We start from the raw sequence: 15,074 nt of genomic DNA on the forward strand, positions 1-15,074 counted from the left end.
ACTCTGACTAATATTTAATATATTTATATTAGGGGTGATGAAAATGCAGGATTTAAAAACAGATAAAGTAGCTAAAGCCGCTTTTCTATTAGCAATAGCTATTGTATTTCAATTTTTAGGGAGAAATATACCAGGTATAAATCAATTTTTAGTAGGGCCTGTTGTTAATGCAGTATTAATACTCGCAACATTTATATGCGGTTCTAGATTAGGAGCATTAGTTGCTTTGCTTACTCCAATATTAGCCTGGATAGTTGGTCAGCTTGCAACTGCTATGGTCCCATTTATACCATTTATAGTAGTTGGCAACTTAATTTATATATTAATATTTAGTGTTTTAAAAAGTAAAAAGTATGGATTATATATAGGAATCATACTGGGATCACTTATAAAGTTTGTATTTTTATCTTTCTCCGCATCAAATATATTGAAGGTAATTGATATCGGTATGCCTAAGAAGGTGTTAGAAAAACTAGCAGTATCTATGGGCATCCCTCAGCTAATTACAGCCTTAGTCGGAGGGATGATAGCGATAATATTAATAAATTTATTATATAAAAGAAAAGCAATATAGGCTTTGATTAAAGTATAAGTTTTTGATATATATTATTTAAACAATCTAATTATAGACGTAATTTTTATAATATAAAATAAAGATAGAAGTTCTTGAATTTATTCATAAACTTCTATCTTTACTTTTAGATAAAGTTTTCTATATGTATGTTAATATATACTATACGATAAAAAGTGGTTATATTAAATTTTTATATAGAAATTACATATTCCATACCACTTAGATAAAAATATAACCGCAATATGGATGTTTTATAAATACCACTTAATTGATACAATAAATATAGATGAATTACTTAGGAGATGATGGCTTTGAAGATGATGCATCCAGTTTGGGTAGAAATAAATCTTGATAATTTAGAATTTAACTTAAATCAGATAAAAAATAAGATAGGAACTAGTGAGATAATAAGTGTTATAAAAGCCAATGCTTATGGACATGGTGCTCTAGAATGTGCAAAGCTTTTATCAAACATAGGAATAAATAGATTTGGTGTGGCCAATATGATGGAAGCCCTTGAACTAAGAAAAGATGGAGTTAATGATTCTATAATGATATTAGGCATATGTACAGAAGATGTTATAGAAGAAATAATAAAATATGATATTGAAGCTACTGTATCAACTTATGATTTTGCAAAAAAGTTATCAGAAGCATCAATAAAAAATCATAAAATAAGCAGTATTCATATAAAACTAGATACAGGCATGGGTAGGATAGGATTTCTACAAAGTGATGAAGATATAAAAATTGTCGAGGCTATATGTAATCTAGAGAATATAAAGGTTGAGAGTATATTTTCTCATTTTGCATCAGCAGATAGTAAAGATAAGAGGTATACAGAAGAACAATTAGATATATATAATAAAGAGATAACAAAAATAAAAAATAAGTTTAACGTAAATTTTAAAAGAAATATTGCAAACAGCGCAGGAATAATAGATGTTCCTGAGAGTTGCTATGATTATGTAAGACCGGGAATAATCCAATATGGCTATTATCCTTCAGAAGATGTTATGAAAGAATGCCTAGATTTAAAACCAGTACTAACATGGAAGAGCAAGATTGTACATTTAAAAATGCTAGATGAAAATAAGTATATAGGATATGGTCAAAAGTTTAAAACTACAAGAAAAAGCAAAATATCTACAATCCCTGTAGGCTATGCAGATGGTTATTCTAGAATATTGTCTGGCAAAGCCAAGGTTATAATAAACGGAAGACTCTGTCCTGTTGTAGGAAATATATGTATGGATCAGATTATGGTGGATGTCACTGATTTAGAGAATGTACAAATCTCAGATGAAGTAATACTTCTAGGTAGAGATGAGAATGTTAAGTTTGATGCAGATGATATTGCAGAAATAATGGGAACTATAAATTATGAAATTCTTTGTAATATAGGAAGAAGAGTTACACGAGTATATAAAAGACACGGTGAAAGAACTGATACTATAAACTATGTGTTTTAACTTAAAGGGCTATTGCATTTTGCAATAGCCCTTTTTAGTCTATCTTAGTTTGAACTTGTCTATAGAACTAACCATATCTTTTGTCATAGCTGACAATGTTTGAGCAGCTGTTGCAATTTCCTCTGAAGAAGCATTTATTTCTTCTGATGATGCTGCAATCACTTGAGATGATGAAGCAATCCCTTCTGCTGATTGTGAAGAATCTCCTATACCTTTAACTATTGCATTCTTTTCTGCTTTAACATTATCAGCCGACTTAGCTATAGATTCTATTTGTGGTATAACATTACTTATTTCTTCGAGTATCTTTTTAAAAGAATCTGCTGATGAATTTATACCTGCTAACTGATTTGAAAGTTCGCTATTCATAACATCTGAGCTATCTATAAGGTTTTTAGTATCACTCGATATACTATTTACTATTGAGTTTATCTCTCCTGAAGAATTTTTCGATTGCTCTGCTAATTTCCTTATTTCCTCAGCTACTACCGCAAATCCCTTACCAGCTTCTCCTGCCCTCGCAGCTTCAATAGCAGCATTAAGTGCTAAGAGGTTTGTCTGGTCTGCTATTGCATTTATAAGACTTGTTATTTCATTTATATGATTAATGCTATCACCCAATCCATATAACCTGGAAATAAACTTGCTTAGTGAAACAGAAACCTTATTGATAGAATCAACCATCCCATTCATACCTTCACTACTTGTATCAGCTAATAAAACCACTTCTCTTGAGTTATTGTCTACATCACCTATAGAAAGTAATATACTATCTAAATCTTCATTAAACTTAGTTATACTCTTGTCTATGCCAGTAAGACCTATAGCTTGATCATTAGTACTTGATGCTATTTCTGTTATACTGTTAGTAATGTCCGCTGTAGTTGCGTACATTTCTTCTGCAACTGCTGACAAACTTTCTGTCTGTATATCTATAGTTTTAGAATTATCTACAAATCCCTTAAGAGTATTAGAAATATCATTTAGCATATTATTTAAAGACCTCTTTATCATGTCAAACTCATTTTTCCCATAACTCTTAATATCTACAGTAAAATCACCTGCTGCTATCTTTTGTATCTTATCTATCATATCTTTTGATGAACTTGCTATATTTTTTATTATAATTATTGAAATTGCTGATAATAATATAAATATAGTAACCAAAATTGTTAAGAACATCTTGTAACTGTTAGTATAAATTATATTGCTATCATTATATACGTTCTGTGCTACCTTTTGGTGAATCTCCATAGTTTTCTCAAGATTACTTCCAATCTTATCACCCAATTCTCCAAATCTTGATGCATCTTTAGATGAGAGCTTTCCTCCCCCTCTTAAATTATCAACATTATTGTTCCATAAATTAATGTATTCTGTATAATACCCTTTAAATTCAGCTATGCTATTTATTTCTTCCGAATTCACAGCATTTTTCTCGTACAACGACAGGTTATCTTGTACTATTTTGTCGTAAGATTTTATCAAGTTATTATCTTGTTCATTAAATTTAGAACTTACAGAAGTAGCATTCAATCTCACATTAAGGAAGTTTGCCCTTATCTGTGCTACATAGTATGTAGTCTGCAAATCTCCCTTATACATATTCCCTAAGTTCTTGTTTATCCTACTCATGTTACTCATTGCCAAAATTCCTATTATCAGTGTAGAAATTAAAGCTAAAGCAGATATTACTACTACCATCGTTGATATTTTGACTTTTTTTAACCCGTTCACAAAATCCCACCCTTTAATTGTTTTTTTAATATAATTAAATATTATGTTATAAGCCAATGTTGTTCAACCAAGAATCAATGGTGTGTAAAGAAATAGGTGGATAGATTATATTTTTTATCCTCATTTATGAGAAAGGAGTTATAATATTATTGTGTACTTATAGATGAACCACTTCATAATAAAATTTATATTTTCGGATTGAAGTGTTTCATCTTTACATTGTTATTAATTAAGGAGGAGATACTTATGAAGATAGTATTATTAGAGCCATTAGGCATAAGCAAAGACACTCTTTCTCATCTATCATCAAAGCTCAAGGAGATGGGGCACCAGTTCCTAGCCTTTGATACAGTTGAAAAAGATGTTGAAATATTAAAAGAAAGAGCTCATGGAGCTGATATCCTAATGATTGCAAACAATCCATTAAGTGGCGAAGTTATAAAAAGCGTGGATACCCTTAAATATATAGCTGTAGCTTTCACTGGAGTTGATCATGTTGATAAAGCAGCCTGTGAAGAAAGAGGTATAAAGGTATCGAATGCAAAAGGGTATGCAACTGAAGCTGTTGCAGAACTTACTATAGGAATGATAATTTCTTTACTTAGAAATGTTAAACAATGTGATGAAGTCGTCCGTACAGAGGGAACAAAACTTGGACTTGTAGGAACCGAATTAAACGGCAAAACTGTAGGAATAGTTGGTACTGGTGATATAGGACTAAGAACAGCTCAAATCCTTAAAGCCTTTAACTGCAACCTTCTTGGATACAGTAGAACTGAAAGAACTGAAGGCAAAGAACTAGGAATTAATTATGTAGACTTAAATACTTTATTAAAAAATAGTGACATAGTATCACTTCATGTTCCATTAACAAAAGAAACAACAAAGCTTATGAATAAAGAAACTTTATCTCTAATGAAAAAAGATGCTATTCTCATAAACATGGCAAGAGGACCTGTTGTTGATAGTGATGCACTTGCAGAAGCCTTAAATAGCGGAATCATTGCCGGAGCAGGTATAGATGTTTTCGAAGCTGAACCACCAGTTGCTTCATCTCATCCACTTTTTAGCTCAAAAAACACTCTAGTAACCCCTCATGTAGCTTTTGCTACTAGCGAGTCTATGATAAAAAGAGCTAACATAGTTTTTGATAATGTATATGCGTGGATAAATGGCGAAGAAAAAAATATAGTTTTTTAGACTTCAAAGTTAATCTGTCAAAAAAATCAACTCTAGCTGAGTTGATTTTTTATTTTAGCCAAAATATTCATAATCCTATTTAAATAGATTTATAAATTCACTTGGATGCTCTTTCATCTAAATATTAAATCTCTAAAAGCCATTATTACTTCTATGAGTATTAATAATATTACTATGATTTCAAGATTATTAGCTCTCTTAGAATGGCTCAAATTAGCAAATATTTCTATTATATCTACCATAGTTTGTGATTTAGCATTTAATTTCTCATATCTATCATTAAGTTCAAATAAATCAGCTAAATCATTAAATAAATTTTCAGCACTTTCATTCTTCCAAGCGATGGCTGGTTTATCTAGCAGCATTATGTATGATATAGTTGTATGTTTGAAAGATAGCACCCTTCCAATTATAGATGCAGCCTGTTTTTCATTAATGTTAAGATTACCACTTTCAAGACTTTTTATAATCTTCTCCACCTCATCAAAAACCACATCCATTGTTACCTCTATAGTCTCTAATGCAACTGATTTTGCAACAACCAAAGCAGTCATAGAAAAATGATGTTCATCTATACTGTTTATAACCAAGCTTTCATATTCTAATTGCTCTTCCATATGCTCATGTAGAACTACCCTAAAATCTTCTCTGCACTGATACTTCATATATTTATTTAGACTTTTAATACTATTAGGTGTTAGTTTAATTATATTTATAAAATCATCTATCTCATCATTTGTAAAATTCACAAATACAATCGAGCCAAAATGATAGATATATACAGCCTTATCTTCTATATTTTTAACATACCCTTGAAGCTGACTACCTTTAAGTATTAATGGTTCTTCCCACTTTATCTTCCTATTTATATCAAACCTCTTAGCTATATTAGATATGCTAAATTCACTACATATTGCTCTAGCCTTAAATAAATATTCTTTCATTGCTTCCTCCATAAAATTGCTAAAAGTTAAATAAAAAATTAAACTGAATACTTCTTCACATCCTATCCACTTAAAAGAACCCTACTTTAATAAGTATTCATATTTATATTGCTAATATACTATAAAGGTATCATTTAATATTAATTCTTTGCGTAAGCTCATTAAGGATGAACAACTCTAATCCTAAAAATATAAACTCATTATAGAGTTGTTCATCTAAAGAGCGTCGGATGATTAACCAATTAATTTTAGCGCAGTGCCTAAACTTAAAATATTTCCTTTATATTCCACGCATTTAAATCTTTATTAAGGTTATATTAATATCATAAGGAACATGGTGATAAGGCAATTCTTATAAATAGTTTAATCTATTTTTGTAAGAGGAATTTAAATAGTTGCAGTTAATACTGTTGTTATTTAAATAAGATTTTATATGGTTAGGAAAGGCTTTATTATAGTCATTTCTTGATTATAATAAGGTCCCAACTTATCATATAAGGTCGAGATAAGATTTTATTGAGTGTTGAAATGGTTATATATAGCCGAAAGGTTATATATAGTTGTGTAAATATTTTATAAGGTCGAGCGAACCATTAATACTTGGTAGTGATGTGCTTTTTTATAGTCGAAAGATTGTACTTAGGTGATAAATTATCTTTATTAGTGCTAGTCATATCACCATGTTTCTTATGTTAAAACAAATTTAACACCCCTACTCTGGTATACTTTACCACCTTAATGTCAATAATCCTAAGGATTATAAAATTAGGTGGTGTTTTTTATGAAGAAAATATATGAATTTTTAGGATTAGATAATATAGAAAAGTACTGTAAAAGCGATACAAAGGATTTGATTAAGCTTTCTATAATATTTCTTATAGCTTCTTTATATTCATCATTTTATACTTATTATTATTATAAAAGTTACTTAGGCCATCCATCTGATTTAACACTTATAGGCAATGCTAAAGGTGCATTCGTAACTTCCTTAGGCTTGGGGTATACATTCTTATATTTTTTTGTAAATATATTTTTATCTAGAAAAAATAATATAAAATCTAAATCGAATAAATAAGTTGAGCAATAATAAAAAACTCGCTGAAGTGACCTCCTTCATCGAGTTTTTGCGCATCTGTCTCTAGGAACTCTTTACTTGTATATGGTTAAATCCATTAATGCTTGTCCAATTATGCAAAGACATAACTTTATGTATAATACGATTACACAACTAAATCTCCAACTTCAGAATATACAACTTTATTTTTTATTTCTTTAGCCTTATACAACGCCCTATCAGCTAAATCCACTAACAATTGAGTATCAATCTCTTCACAAACTGAAACTACACCTATACTCACAGTAATACTTCTTTCATCTTCATTAAACTTAAACACATGACTTGCAACTAAATTTCGTATTTTTTCAGCTACTATAATAGCCTTTTCCTTATTTGTTTCAGGTAGAATTATTGCAAATTCTTCTCCACCAAATCTAGTTATAGTATCTTTAGATCTTATATTAGGCTTTATTATATCAGCTAGTTCTTTTAGAACTAAATCACCAGCGCTATGTCCGTAGGTATCATTTATTAATTTAAAGTTGTCCACATCTATCATTAACAATGATATTCCTAACTCATTATGTCTCACTTTTTTCATTTCATTTAAAATCTTACCAACAAAAAACCTTCTATTGTACAACTCTGTAAGCTTATCTGTATACGCAAATACATGAAGATTCTTTATTGTTACTCCACACTTAAAAGCAAATACCACATCTACAACTGAAATTGCAAGCCATAAAAATATAATGTATTTCCTTGCAATATATAAGTCTAATATATATCCCACAATATGAAGCATTAATACATTGGCAGAAATAATAAACGGGGCAAATTTATTGAAAAACCTATCCATTTTATCCCTCTTTTATATAAAAATACGTTTATTATTATATCACTTTTAATAAATATAATAAATATATATAGTTTACATTTAAAATAATATGTAAATTATGTTAACTCTAAAAATTTGTTAATTCACTAACTAGTATACATTATGGTACTTTTAGTAGCTAAACTAAAGTACTACAAGGATAATAATCATACTTCTTTATATTTGCATATAGATTGGTAAGCTATTATAGATTTTTTATTATGTACTATATGAATTTATTGTTAAAATATAAACATTTTTCATATAAACTATTGACAGTTAAATGATAAAATATTATCATTTAACTGATAATGAATATCATTACTAATATTTTAATAAAAAGGTGGTTAGACTAATGTCAAAGGTAACTATTATTTACTATAGTGGTACAGGCAATACAGAAAAAATGGCAGAATTAATAAGTTCTGCACTATCTGAGCATAATTCAGTTGTTAGCCTATTACAAGTTTCTTCAGCAAGTAAGAGTGATATAGAAGATTCAGACGTAATAATCTTCGGATCACCATCTATGGGAAATGAAGTGATAGAAGAAACAGAAATGGAGCCTTTTATCGAGTCCATAAAAGAAGCTATCTCAGGTAAAAAAGTAGCTCTATTCGGATCCTATGGTTGGGGAGACGGAGAATGGATGAGAAATTGGCAAGATAGAATGTCTGACTACGGCGCTATTCTGTTAGCAGATGGACTTATAGTTAATGGATATCCTGAAGGCAATGAAGAAGACCGCTGTATAGAATTTGCTAAATCACTAATCTAAATTGTATTTAGGAGGTTTTAATTTGGATAACCTATTGTTTTTTAGACAGTTAGACACTATGCGAGATGAAGATTATATTAAATCCTTTATTTCATATTTGATATCACCAGTAATAACAGGTGTTAAACCATGTTCAATAATTAATTTATTTAACAATACAAGAAACCTGTTACCATTATGGCATGACATAAGCTTACAATTTGTGTCTGATTTAGAACTAGACTATATGTCTATAGAGCAATATAACGATAGGGAAACTATCCTAATTTATGATAAATCCTCCGTTACAAATATATTAAAGTGCCAAAAAATCAGATCATTATTAAAAAATTATGGGTATACTGATTTAGACAACACTGATGTTGTTCTGAATTACTTATATAAAAGACTAAAATCGAATGATTTTCCTCATGAAGTCGGAGTCTTTCTTGGTATACCACTTCATGACGTAGAAGGCTTCATAAAGAGAAGCGAACCTTGCTTATTATCTGGCTACTGGAAGGTTTACTCTGAAGCAAGCTATGCTAAAGAAATATTTGAATTATATGATAAGTCGAAAGACTTAGTTGCCAATTGTATTTTAAATGGCAATGATGTACGTTTGCTTACCAAAAACTTTACACCTCCATTTTTAAATTAAGTAAATATGTATCACTTCAAACCGAGATATATTTTTAAAACTATCGCAAGTCCTGGTGAGAGAATTTAAAAATATAAATTCTATTACGAAGCGGTACATCTATAACTGTTGACCCCTATTCATTTATTACTTGGCTCTGCCGCCAAGTTAATAAAGACAATTACTTATAAACTATACTAAAAGCCTATATCTCTTCTGCAAGATATAGGCTTTCTTCAATTTATTAAATAGTATTTATATTAAATTGAAATATTTTAATTTAGTAATTAAGCGCCGCATCCATGCTTAACAGTTGCACATCACTCACAAAGACAGGTTGTCCAGCTAGCAAGAACCAGTGTCCCATAGCTAAGTTATTAGCAAGATACATCATGAACCATTCATCATAGCTTTCTAACTCAAATTCAAACTGCCTATAGAAGGTAGTATAATTTTCTGCTTCATTAATCTTTCTAAGTCCTTTTATTTCAGAGAATGTAAATCTCTTTTTAGAACTAGTTTTATCATCACCTATAACTTTACCCATAAGCAAACCATAACTTGGATCATCAAACCATTTATTTATTGCATCTTTAAGTACATGATTGTAGTTCATAGGTAATATAAGTCTTTCATCTAATGAAATAGTTAATTTAATCTTCATCCACGCACCCCTTAAAATATTAACTGTAAAAATGATTGATTTTTCAATTCATCTTTATTTTATAACCTTTAAATTTTACTACCTCTATATATTATCTCTAAATATACTTGAATGTAATAGAATTGTTTTGGGTACAAAGTTAATTATTAGTATTGCTAGAAACTAATATTTTAAAAAATACTATTATAAATAAAGGCTACATCTAAATAAATTGAAATCTAAGCAGATGCAGCCGTTCTTATAACTATAAAAAACTTCTAAAATCATTAAACTATTTAGGTTTAGAAGCCAAAACTTTTTTATATTTTCTTATATAGTAAAAAAGTTAAATATACTATTACATTGCTAATAAAGACGTCAATAAATCAACAGTACTATCTAAAGAGGTATCCTTAATTATACGCTCTATATTCTCTCTCATTGCTTCAAGCTTCTTAGGATTATTAAATAATTCTTTTATAACCTCATTTAAACTGTCTAACTCAGTATATAATGCAGCTTCTTCTCCAACTAAAAAAGTCACATTCTCTTCTTCTTGTCCCGGAATATAATACGGTACTATTATAGGTAGCTTTTTATTTAACGCTTCAGTGATTGTAAGACCGCCAGCTTTAGTTATTATAACATCAGAAGCATCCATCAGTTCTGAAATCTTTTGAGTATATCCAAGTATGATAAGCTGCTTATCTAAAGGAACACTTTCATATATACCTTCAAGCTCTTGTTTAAGCATTAAGTTGTTACCGCAAACCACTATAACTCTTACTGGTACATCTACATCCATTATTCTAATCAAAGCTTTCTTCATGGACTTTACACCCATACTTCCTCCCATTAAAAGTATAGTGAACATATCATCTTGCTTTAATGAATTACTTGCATTTAAAAATGTTCTTTTTATAGGAATTCCATAAGTATGAACCCTTTTCTCATCAACACCCTTTTCTAAAAGACTACTCTTAGTGTAATTACTTCCAACTATATACCCGTCTACCCTAGAATTTACATAAGAACTGTGTGCCTTATAATCTGTTACTACTGAAATAAATGGAACATCTATTTTTCCAGCATCTTTTAAAGAAGAAATTACACTAACAAGCAAAGGATGTGTTGATATTATTAAACTAGGTTTATATTCTTTTATTATTTCGTAAGTACTTTCCTTTATAGAGCTTCCCATTATCTTGTTTAACCCCACACTAGTAACTCTATGATTACTAGCTTTGTACAACATACCAAATAAAGTTGGAGTTTTAGTTGCTAATATCTCATAACCTCCAGATACCACCTTATCCAACATCTTGGCACTTTCTCTTATAGGCTCTATACATTTAACCTCATACCCCTTGTCTTGAAGTTCATTTTTTAATGAATCTGCCACCGAATTATGACCTTGTCCTGTAGATGCTGTAATAATTAATATCTTTCCGTTCATATATATCACTCCTTTTAATATTCACACTTAATGTTGAAAATATTAAAGTTAAATCTTATTTTCAAGTTAACCTTTATATTTAAGTATTACTTCTAAAAAACTTTTTTAATAACTACAATACTTAGTATAAAGGTATTTAATTAAAATTCTCTTAAGTAAATCTGAATTATTTCTTAACAAATTCGTAAAAACTTCTTATCATCATTATAATACCAAATATATACTTAACTTCCTTAATAAGTTGTAATATTTAACCTAACTTAATAAATTTTTAAATTTACACATCCCAAGTTAATATGTGCAATAAATTTTTTTATAGTATTAAATCTTAAAGTAATTATAGATTTCATCGTTATTAATATCAATTATTTTTATATGGTGATTTTACATTGTCTTACCTATGTAAAAACCTAGAAGTTGAACAAGTTTTATTTTCTTTTACTATATAGCCATAAAAAATTTCTAAAGCCTTTGAAATGCCTGGATTTACCTAACTCTAAAGTTTTATACTTTCCTTTAACGTAAAAAAAGTCTTATCACAACATGCATGATAAGACTTTTTTCTTAGTTTACTATACTTATATATTTTCAGTGAAATGGATTCTCACAAACCTTTTCCATAGCTTTGGTCAATTCATTTATTACATCTATTCTAAACTGAGTCTTCATTTCATTCATCTTGTTGTATAACCTTCCATTTTCAGAAGCAGCATAAAGTGGCTTTAAATTGTTAAGAGCAATGGCCTTAACATCATCTATACACCTACTGCAAGTACATCCCCCTTTATAATTGACTAAGACCACAGGAAGTAAATCTTCTACTATATCTTCCATACAATTTTTTATCATCCTATTCTCCTAAAAGTAAATTATATTTGCTATAAAGATTATTCTTAATGTATTTTAAAGTTATTATATTAACTATCTTAATTCTAGTATCAGTTTATTTATTATAAACCTTGTATAATTCTCAATATATATCTTCGTCCATTTATTAACAATCTATATAGATAAATCCTATATTATTAAAATAATTTAAGTTTAAGTTTTATAACTACGATTCACAAATTGTTTTAAAAAGATAGTCTCATTTTATCTCTACATTCATCAGCTTAACCATAACTATACCTTTTGCAAGTAAGATTTTGTTGAACAAATTACTTTGAATATCAAATTAATTTATGATAAACTAAGAATACATATTCTATTGATAAAATATCGCGTGAGGAGTTAAGTATGATAATTAAACCTAAATTTAGAGATTATATATGTTTAACAGCTCATCCTGAAGGTTGCGCTATAAATGTACGTGAACAAGTTGAATATATAAAAAAACAAAAAAATATAACAGGACCTAAAAATGTTCTTATTCTCGGAGCTTCGACTGGTTACGGATTAGCTTCAAGAATAGCAATGGCTTTTGGTGCAAAAGCTAATACAATAGGAGTTGTATTTGAGAGACCTGCAGCTAAAACAAGAACAGCTAGTGCGGGATGGTATAACACTGCTGAATTCGAAAGATTAGCAAAACAAGATAGTCTTTATTCTAAGACTATAAACGGCGACGCTTTTTCTAACGATGTCAAAGAAAAGGCTATTGAGCTCATAAGAAATGACTTAGGAAAAATCGACTTAATTATTTATAGTATTGCTTCCCCAAGAAGAACTGATCCAATTACAGGACAGATTTATCAATCAACATTAAAACCAATAGGTGAAGCTTATACAAATAAGGCTGTAAACTTCCATACTGATATAATACAAGAAGTAACAATCTCTCCTGCTTCAGAAGATGAAGTTGAAAGCACACGAAAAGTTATGGGCGGAGAAGATTGGGAACTTTGGATTAAAGCTTTATCAGAAGCTGGAGTTTTAGCTGAAGGTGCATCAACAGTAGCATATACATATGTAGGCTCTGAACTTACTTATCCTATATATAGAAACGGAACCATAGGTGAAGCTAAAAAACATTTAGAAAAAACATCTGACGGTTTAAACAAATATCTTTCAAGTATAGGAGGAAAAGCTTATATATCTTCCAACAAAGCTTTAGTAACTCAGTCAAGCTCTGCAATTCCTGTTGTACCTCTTTATATAGCTTTATTATTTAAGATAATGAAAGATAAGAATATTGATGAGTCTTGCATTGAACAAATATATAGACTTATGGATTCAAAATTATATTCTGGTAATAAACTTGATGAAAGTGAAATGATTAGATTAGACGATTTAGAATTAAGAGAAGATGTACAAAAAGAAGTACTAATTCAATGGGATAAAATAAGCTCTGAAAACATTAGAGAATTAACTGATATTGAAGGCTTCAGAAATGAGTTCTTTAAACTTTTTGGGTTCGGTCATCAGGAATTAAATTATGATATTGATATAGATCCTAATATTGATATTCCTAACTTAGTTCAAATATAGTTTGATATATATAATTAAATTATAAATTCCTAAAGCATGAAGAAAACAGCTGTATTATGACGAGTTTTATCTCCCATAACATAGCTGTTTTTAATCATTCAATACCTTACATTATAGAAAGCACTCTCTTATCCATAATATACTTTTCTAGATTTACTTTGTTCTTTGAGTAGAAAATTACTTTTCCATCCTTATTTATATACCCATTTCTATCATCCATTAAAAACTCTCCAAGCCCATATTCAAAATCAAAAGCCATTTGTAATGCAGGCTTAACCTTGTAATTTCCTTTTAAATCTATATATCCAAACTTGCCATTCTCCTGTACTGAAGCTAGTCCTTCACTATAGTAAGATGCATTTTCAAATTTGAAGTCAGAAGCTGGTTTACCTAAAGAATTTATATATCCCCAGACCTCTTTTCCTCCTCTATCAATTCCTACAGCACATCTTCCTTCACTAAACTCTAAAGAATAGTCAAATAAGAACCCTGTAACATATCCACCTTGCTTATTTATTACAGCTAACTTGCCATTTTTCATTACTATAGCAAGTCCCTCAACAAACCCCTCAGCCATATCAAATTGAGCAGGAATTACAACACTTCCTCTCTTATCTATATAACCATATTTATCTCCATCTTCAAAAACAGCTAATCCCTCGCTAAAAAGACTACATCGATGAAATTTTGGCTTTATTACTAGATTCCCTCTAATATCTATATAACCCATTTTCTCATTATCACCGACAACTGCTAAGCCCTCACTAAAACTGCTTGCTTCTTCATACCTAATAGGTACTTGTACCTTTCCACTTGAATTAATGTAGCCCTTCTTACCATCCAATTCAACTAATGCTAACCCATCTGAAAAGTTCATAACACCATCATATTGTGGTTCAACGATCACATCCAAGTTTTTATTAATAAATCCATATTGTCCATCTCTTTCAATAATGGACATTCCGCCAAAGAATTCAAATGCTCTAAACTCATTAAAGGTTTTTGATATTTTACAATCATAGCTTATGAATCCATAACCATCTTCTCGATAAAATGGAATAAAACCTTCAGATGCTGGCAAAAGACCTAGAAACTGTGGTTCTACAACAACATCACCTTTCTCATTTATAAAACCGTAAAGTTCTCCTTCTAAAAACTTATATAACATAGTTTCCTCCAAACTACTTAAACTTCATAATATGATATATGATTTAATCATAAAATTATGAACTTAAATAGATGAGAACAATATAATAAAAGAGCATTCAAAATGAATGCTCTTCCATAATT

Annotated in this window: 14 protein-coding genes; 7 read left to right on the forward strand and 7 right to left on the reverse strand. The window is 29.5% G+C overall.

Going from position 1 to position 15,074, the window contains the following annotated elements; translation table 11 throughout:
• Positions 1 to 43: 43 nt before the first annotated feature.
• Positions 44 to 574, forward strand: coding sequence for an ECF transporter S component (locus tag JHL18_RS03200; protein WP_200266189.1), 531 nt, complete (start codon positions 44 to 46; stop codon positions 572 to 574).
• 317 nt (positions 575 to 891) lie between these two features.
• Positions 892 to 2,046 (forward strand): alanine racemase, encoded by a 1,155-nt coding sequence (gene alr, locus JHL18_RS03205; RefSeq protein ID WP_243277773.1) that lies wholly within the window; start codon positions 892 to 894, stop codon positions 2,044 to 2,046.
• Between the two features lie 39 nt (positions 2,047 to 2,085).
• On the opposite strand, the gene JHL18_RS03210 is transcribed toward alr, so the two are convergent.
• Positions 2,086 to 3,783: a methyl-accepting chemotaxis protein gene (locus JHL18_RS03210; protein WP_200266191.1), complete on the reverse strand. Its 1,698-nt coding sequence runs from the start codon at positions 3,781 to 3,783 to the stop codon at positions 2,086 to 2,088.
• Positions 3,784 to 4,029: 246 nt separating this feature from the next.
• On the opposite strand from JHL18_RS03210, the gene JHL18_RS03215 reads away from it, so the two are divergent.
• Complete coding sequence (locus tag JHL18_RS03215; protein ID WP_200266192.1) at positions 4,030 to 4,983, forward strand: 2-hydroxyacid dehydrogenase; 954 nt, start codon at positions 4,030 to 4,032, stop codon at positions 4,981 to 4,983.
• Between the two features lie 113 nt (positions 4,984 to 5,096).
• Here JHL18_RS03215 and JHL18_RS03220 read toward each other — a convergent pair whose 3' ends face one another.
• Positions 5,097 to 5,927, reverse strand: coding sequence for an RMD1 family protein (locus JHL18_RS03220; protein WP_200266193.1), 831 nt, complete (start codon positions 5,925 to 5,927; stop codon positions 5,097 to 5,099).
• A gap of 781 nt (positions 5,928 to 6,708) precedes the next feature.
• Here JHL18_RS03220 and JHL18_RS03225 point away from each other — a divergent pair.
• Positions 6,709 to 7,002 (forward strand): hypothetical protein, encoded by a 294-nt coding sequence (locus tag JHL18_RS03225; protein ID WP_200266194.1) that lies wholly within the window; start codon positions 6,709 to 6,711, stop codon positions 7,000 to 7,002.
• Positions 7,003 to 7,147: 145 nt separating this feature from the next.
• Here JHL18_RS03225 and JHL18_RS03230 read toward each other — a convergent pair whose 3' ends face one another.
• Complete coding sequence (locus tag JHL18_RS03230) at positions 7,148 to 7,843, reverse strand: GGDEF domain-containing protein (RefSeq protein WP_200266195.1); 696 nt, start codon at positions 7,841 to 7,843, stop codon at positions 7,148 to 7,150.
• A 373-nt stretch (positions 7,844 to 8,216) separates the two neighbouring features.
• Between JHL18_RS03230 and JHL18_RS03235 the strand changes: the two genes are divergently transcribed.
• Both JHL18_RS03235 and JHL18_RS03240 read left to right on the forward strand, forming a co-directional pair.
• The gene (locus JHL18_RS03235; RefSeq protein WP_200266196.1) at positions 8,217 to 8,639 is read left to right on the forward strand and encodes a flavodoxin; all 423 of its coding nucleotides are present in this window, start codon (positions 8,217 to 8,219) and stop codon (positions 8,637 to 8,639) included.
• Between the two features lie 22 nt (positions 8,640 to 8,661).
• Entirely contained in the window at positions 8,662 to 9,279 is a 618-nt protein-coding gene (locus JHL18_RS03240) for a DUF3793 family protein (RefSeq protein WP_200266197.1), read from the forward strand.
• Positions 9,280 to 9,538: 259 nt separating this feature from the next.
• Here JHL18_RS03240 and JHL18_RS03245 read toward each other — a convergent pair whose 3' ends face one another.
• The 3 genes from JHL18_RS03245 to JHL18_RS03255 form a co-directional block, all read right to left on the reverse strand.
• Positions 9,539 to 9,922, reverse strand: coding sequence for a hypothetical protein (locus JHL18_RS03245; RefSeq protein WP_200266198.1), 384 nt, complete (start codon positions 9,920 to 9,922; stop codon positions 9,539 to 9,541).
• A gap of 337 nt (positions 9,923 to 10,259) precedes the next feature.
• Positions 10,260 to 11,357, reverse strand: coding sequence for an MGDG synthase family glycosyltransferase (locus tag JHL18_RS03250; RefSeq protein WP_200266199.1), 1,098 nt, complete (start codon positions 11,355 to 11,357; stop codon positions 10,260 to 10,262).
• 588 nt (positions 11,358 to 11,945) lie between these two features.
• Positions 11,946 to 12,206 (reverse strand): late competence development ComFB family protein, encoded by a 261-nt coding sequence (locus JHL18_RS03255; protein ID WP_200266200.1) that lies wholly within the window; start codon positions 12,204 to 12,206, stop codon positions 11,946 to 11,948.
• 387 nt (positions 12,207 to 12,593) lie between these two features.
• Here JHL18_RS03255 and fabV point away from each other — a divergent pair, with 387 nt between their 5' ends.
• Positions 12,594 to 13,784 carry an enoyl-ACP reductase FabV gene (fabV, locus tag JHL18_RS03260; RefSeq protein WP_200266201.1) on the forward strand — a complete coding sequence of 397 codons (1,191 nt, stop codon included), beginning with the start codon at positions 12,594 to 12,596 and terminating at the stop codon, positions 13,782 to 13,784.
• A gap of 106 nt (positions 13,785 to 13,890) precedes the next feature.
• Here the strand turns inward: fabV and JHL18_RS03265 are convergent, their stop codons facing one another.
• Positions 13,891 to 14,952, reverse strand: coding sequence for a WG repeat-containing protein (locus JHL18_RS03265; RefSeq protein WP_200266202.1), 1,062 nt, complete (start codon positions 14,950 to 14,952; stop codon positions 13,891 to 13,893).
• Between the last annotated feature and the right edge of the window lie 122 nt (positions 14,953 to 15,074).

This window comes from Clostridium yunnanense (assembly GCF_016595795.1).
GTDB lineage: Bacteria > Bacillota > Clostridia > Clostridiales > Clostridiaceae > Clostridium_AR > Clostridium_AR yunnanense.

Coding starts and splice junctions, on each gene's coding strand:
- JHL18_RS03245 (WP_200266198.1), bottom strand. CDS start 9,922: ATGAAGATTAAATTAACTATTTCATTAGATGAAAGACTTATATTACCT.
- JHL18_RS03225 (WP_200266194.1), top strand. CDS start 6,709: ATGAAGAAAATATATGAATTTTTAGGATTAGATAATATAGAAAAGTAC.
- JHL18_RS03235 (WP_200266196.1), top strand. CDS start 8,217: ATGTCAAAGGTAACTATTATTTACTATAGTGGTACAGGCAATACAGAA.
- alr (WP_243277773.1), top strand. CDS start 892: ATGATGCATCCAGTTTGGGTAGAAATAAATCTTGATAATTTAGAATTT.
- JHL18_RS03255 (WP_200266200.1), bottom strand. CDS start 12,206: ATGATAAAAAATTGTATGGAAGATATAGTAGAAGATTTACTTCCTGTG.
- JHL18_RS03220 (WP_200266193.1), bottom strand. CDS start 5,927: ATGAAAGAATATTTATTTAAGGCTAGAGCAATATGTAGTGAATTTAGC.
- JHL18_RS03215 (WP_200266192.1), top strand. CDS start 4,030: ATGAAGATAGTATTATTAGAGCCATTAGGCATAAGCAAAGACACTCTT.
- JHL18_RS03200 (WP_200266189.1), top strand. CDS start 44: ATGCAGGATTTAAAAACAGATAAAGTAGCTAAAGCCGCTTTTCTATTA.
- JHL18_RS03230 (WP_200266195.1), bottom strand. CDS start 7,843: ATGGATAGGTTTTTCAATAAATTTGCCCCGTTTATTATTTCTGCCAAT.
- JHL18_RS03250 (WP_200266199.1), bottom strand. CDS start 11,357: ATGAACGGAAAGATATTAATTATTACAGCATCTACAGGACAAGGTCAT.
- fabV (WP_200266201.1), top strand. CDS start 12,594: ATGATAATTAAACCTAAATTTAGAGATTATATATGTTTAACAGCTCAT.
- JHL18_RS03265 (WP_200266202.1), bottom strand. CDS start 14,952: ATGTTATATAAGTTTTTAGAAGGAGAACTTTACGGTTTTATAAATGAG.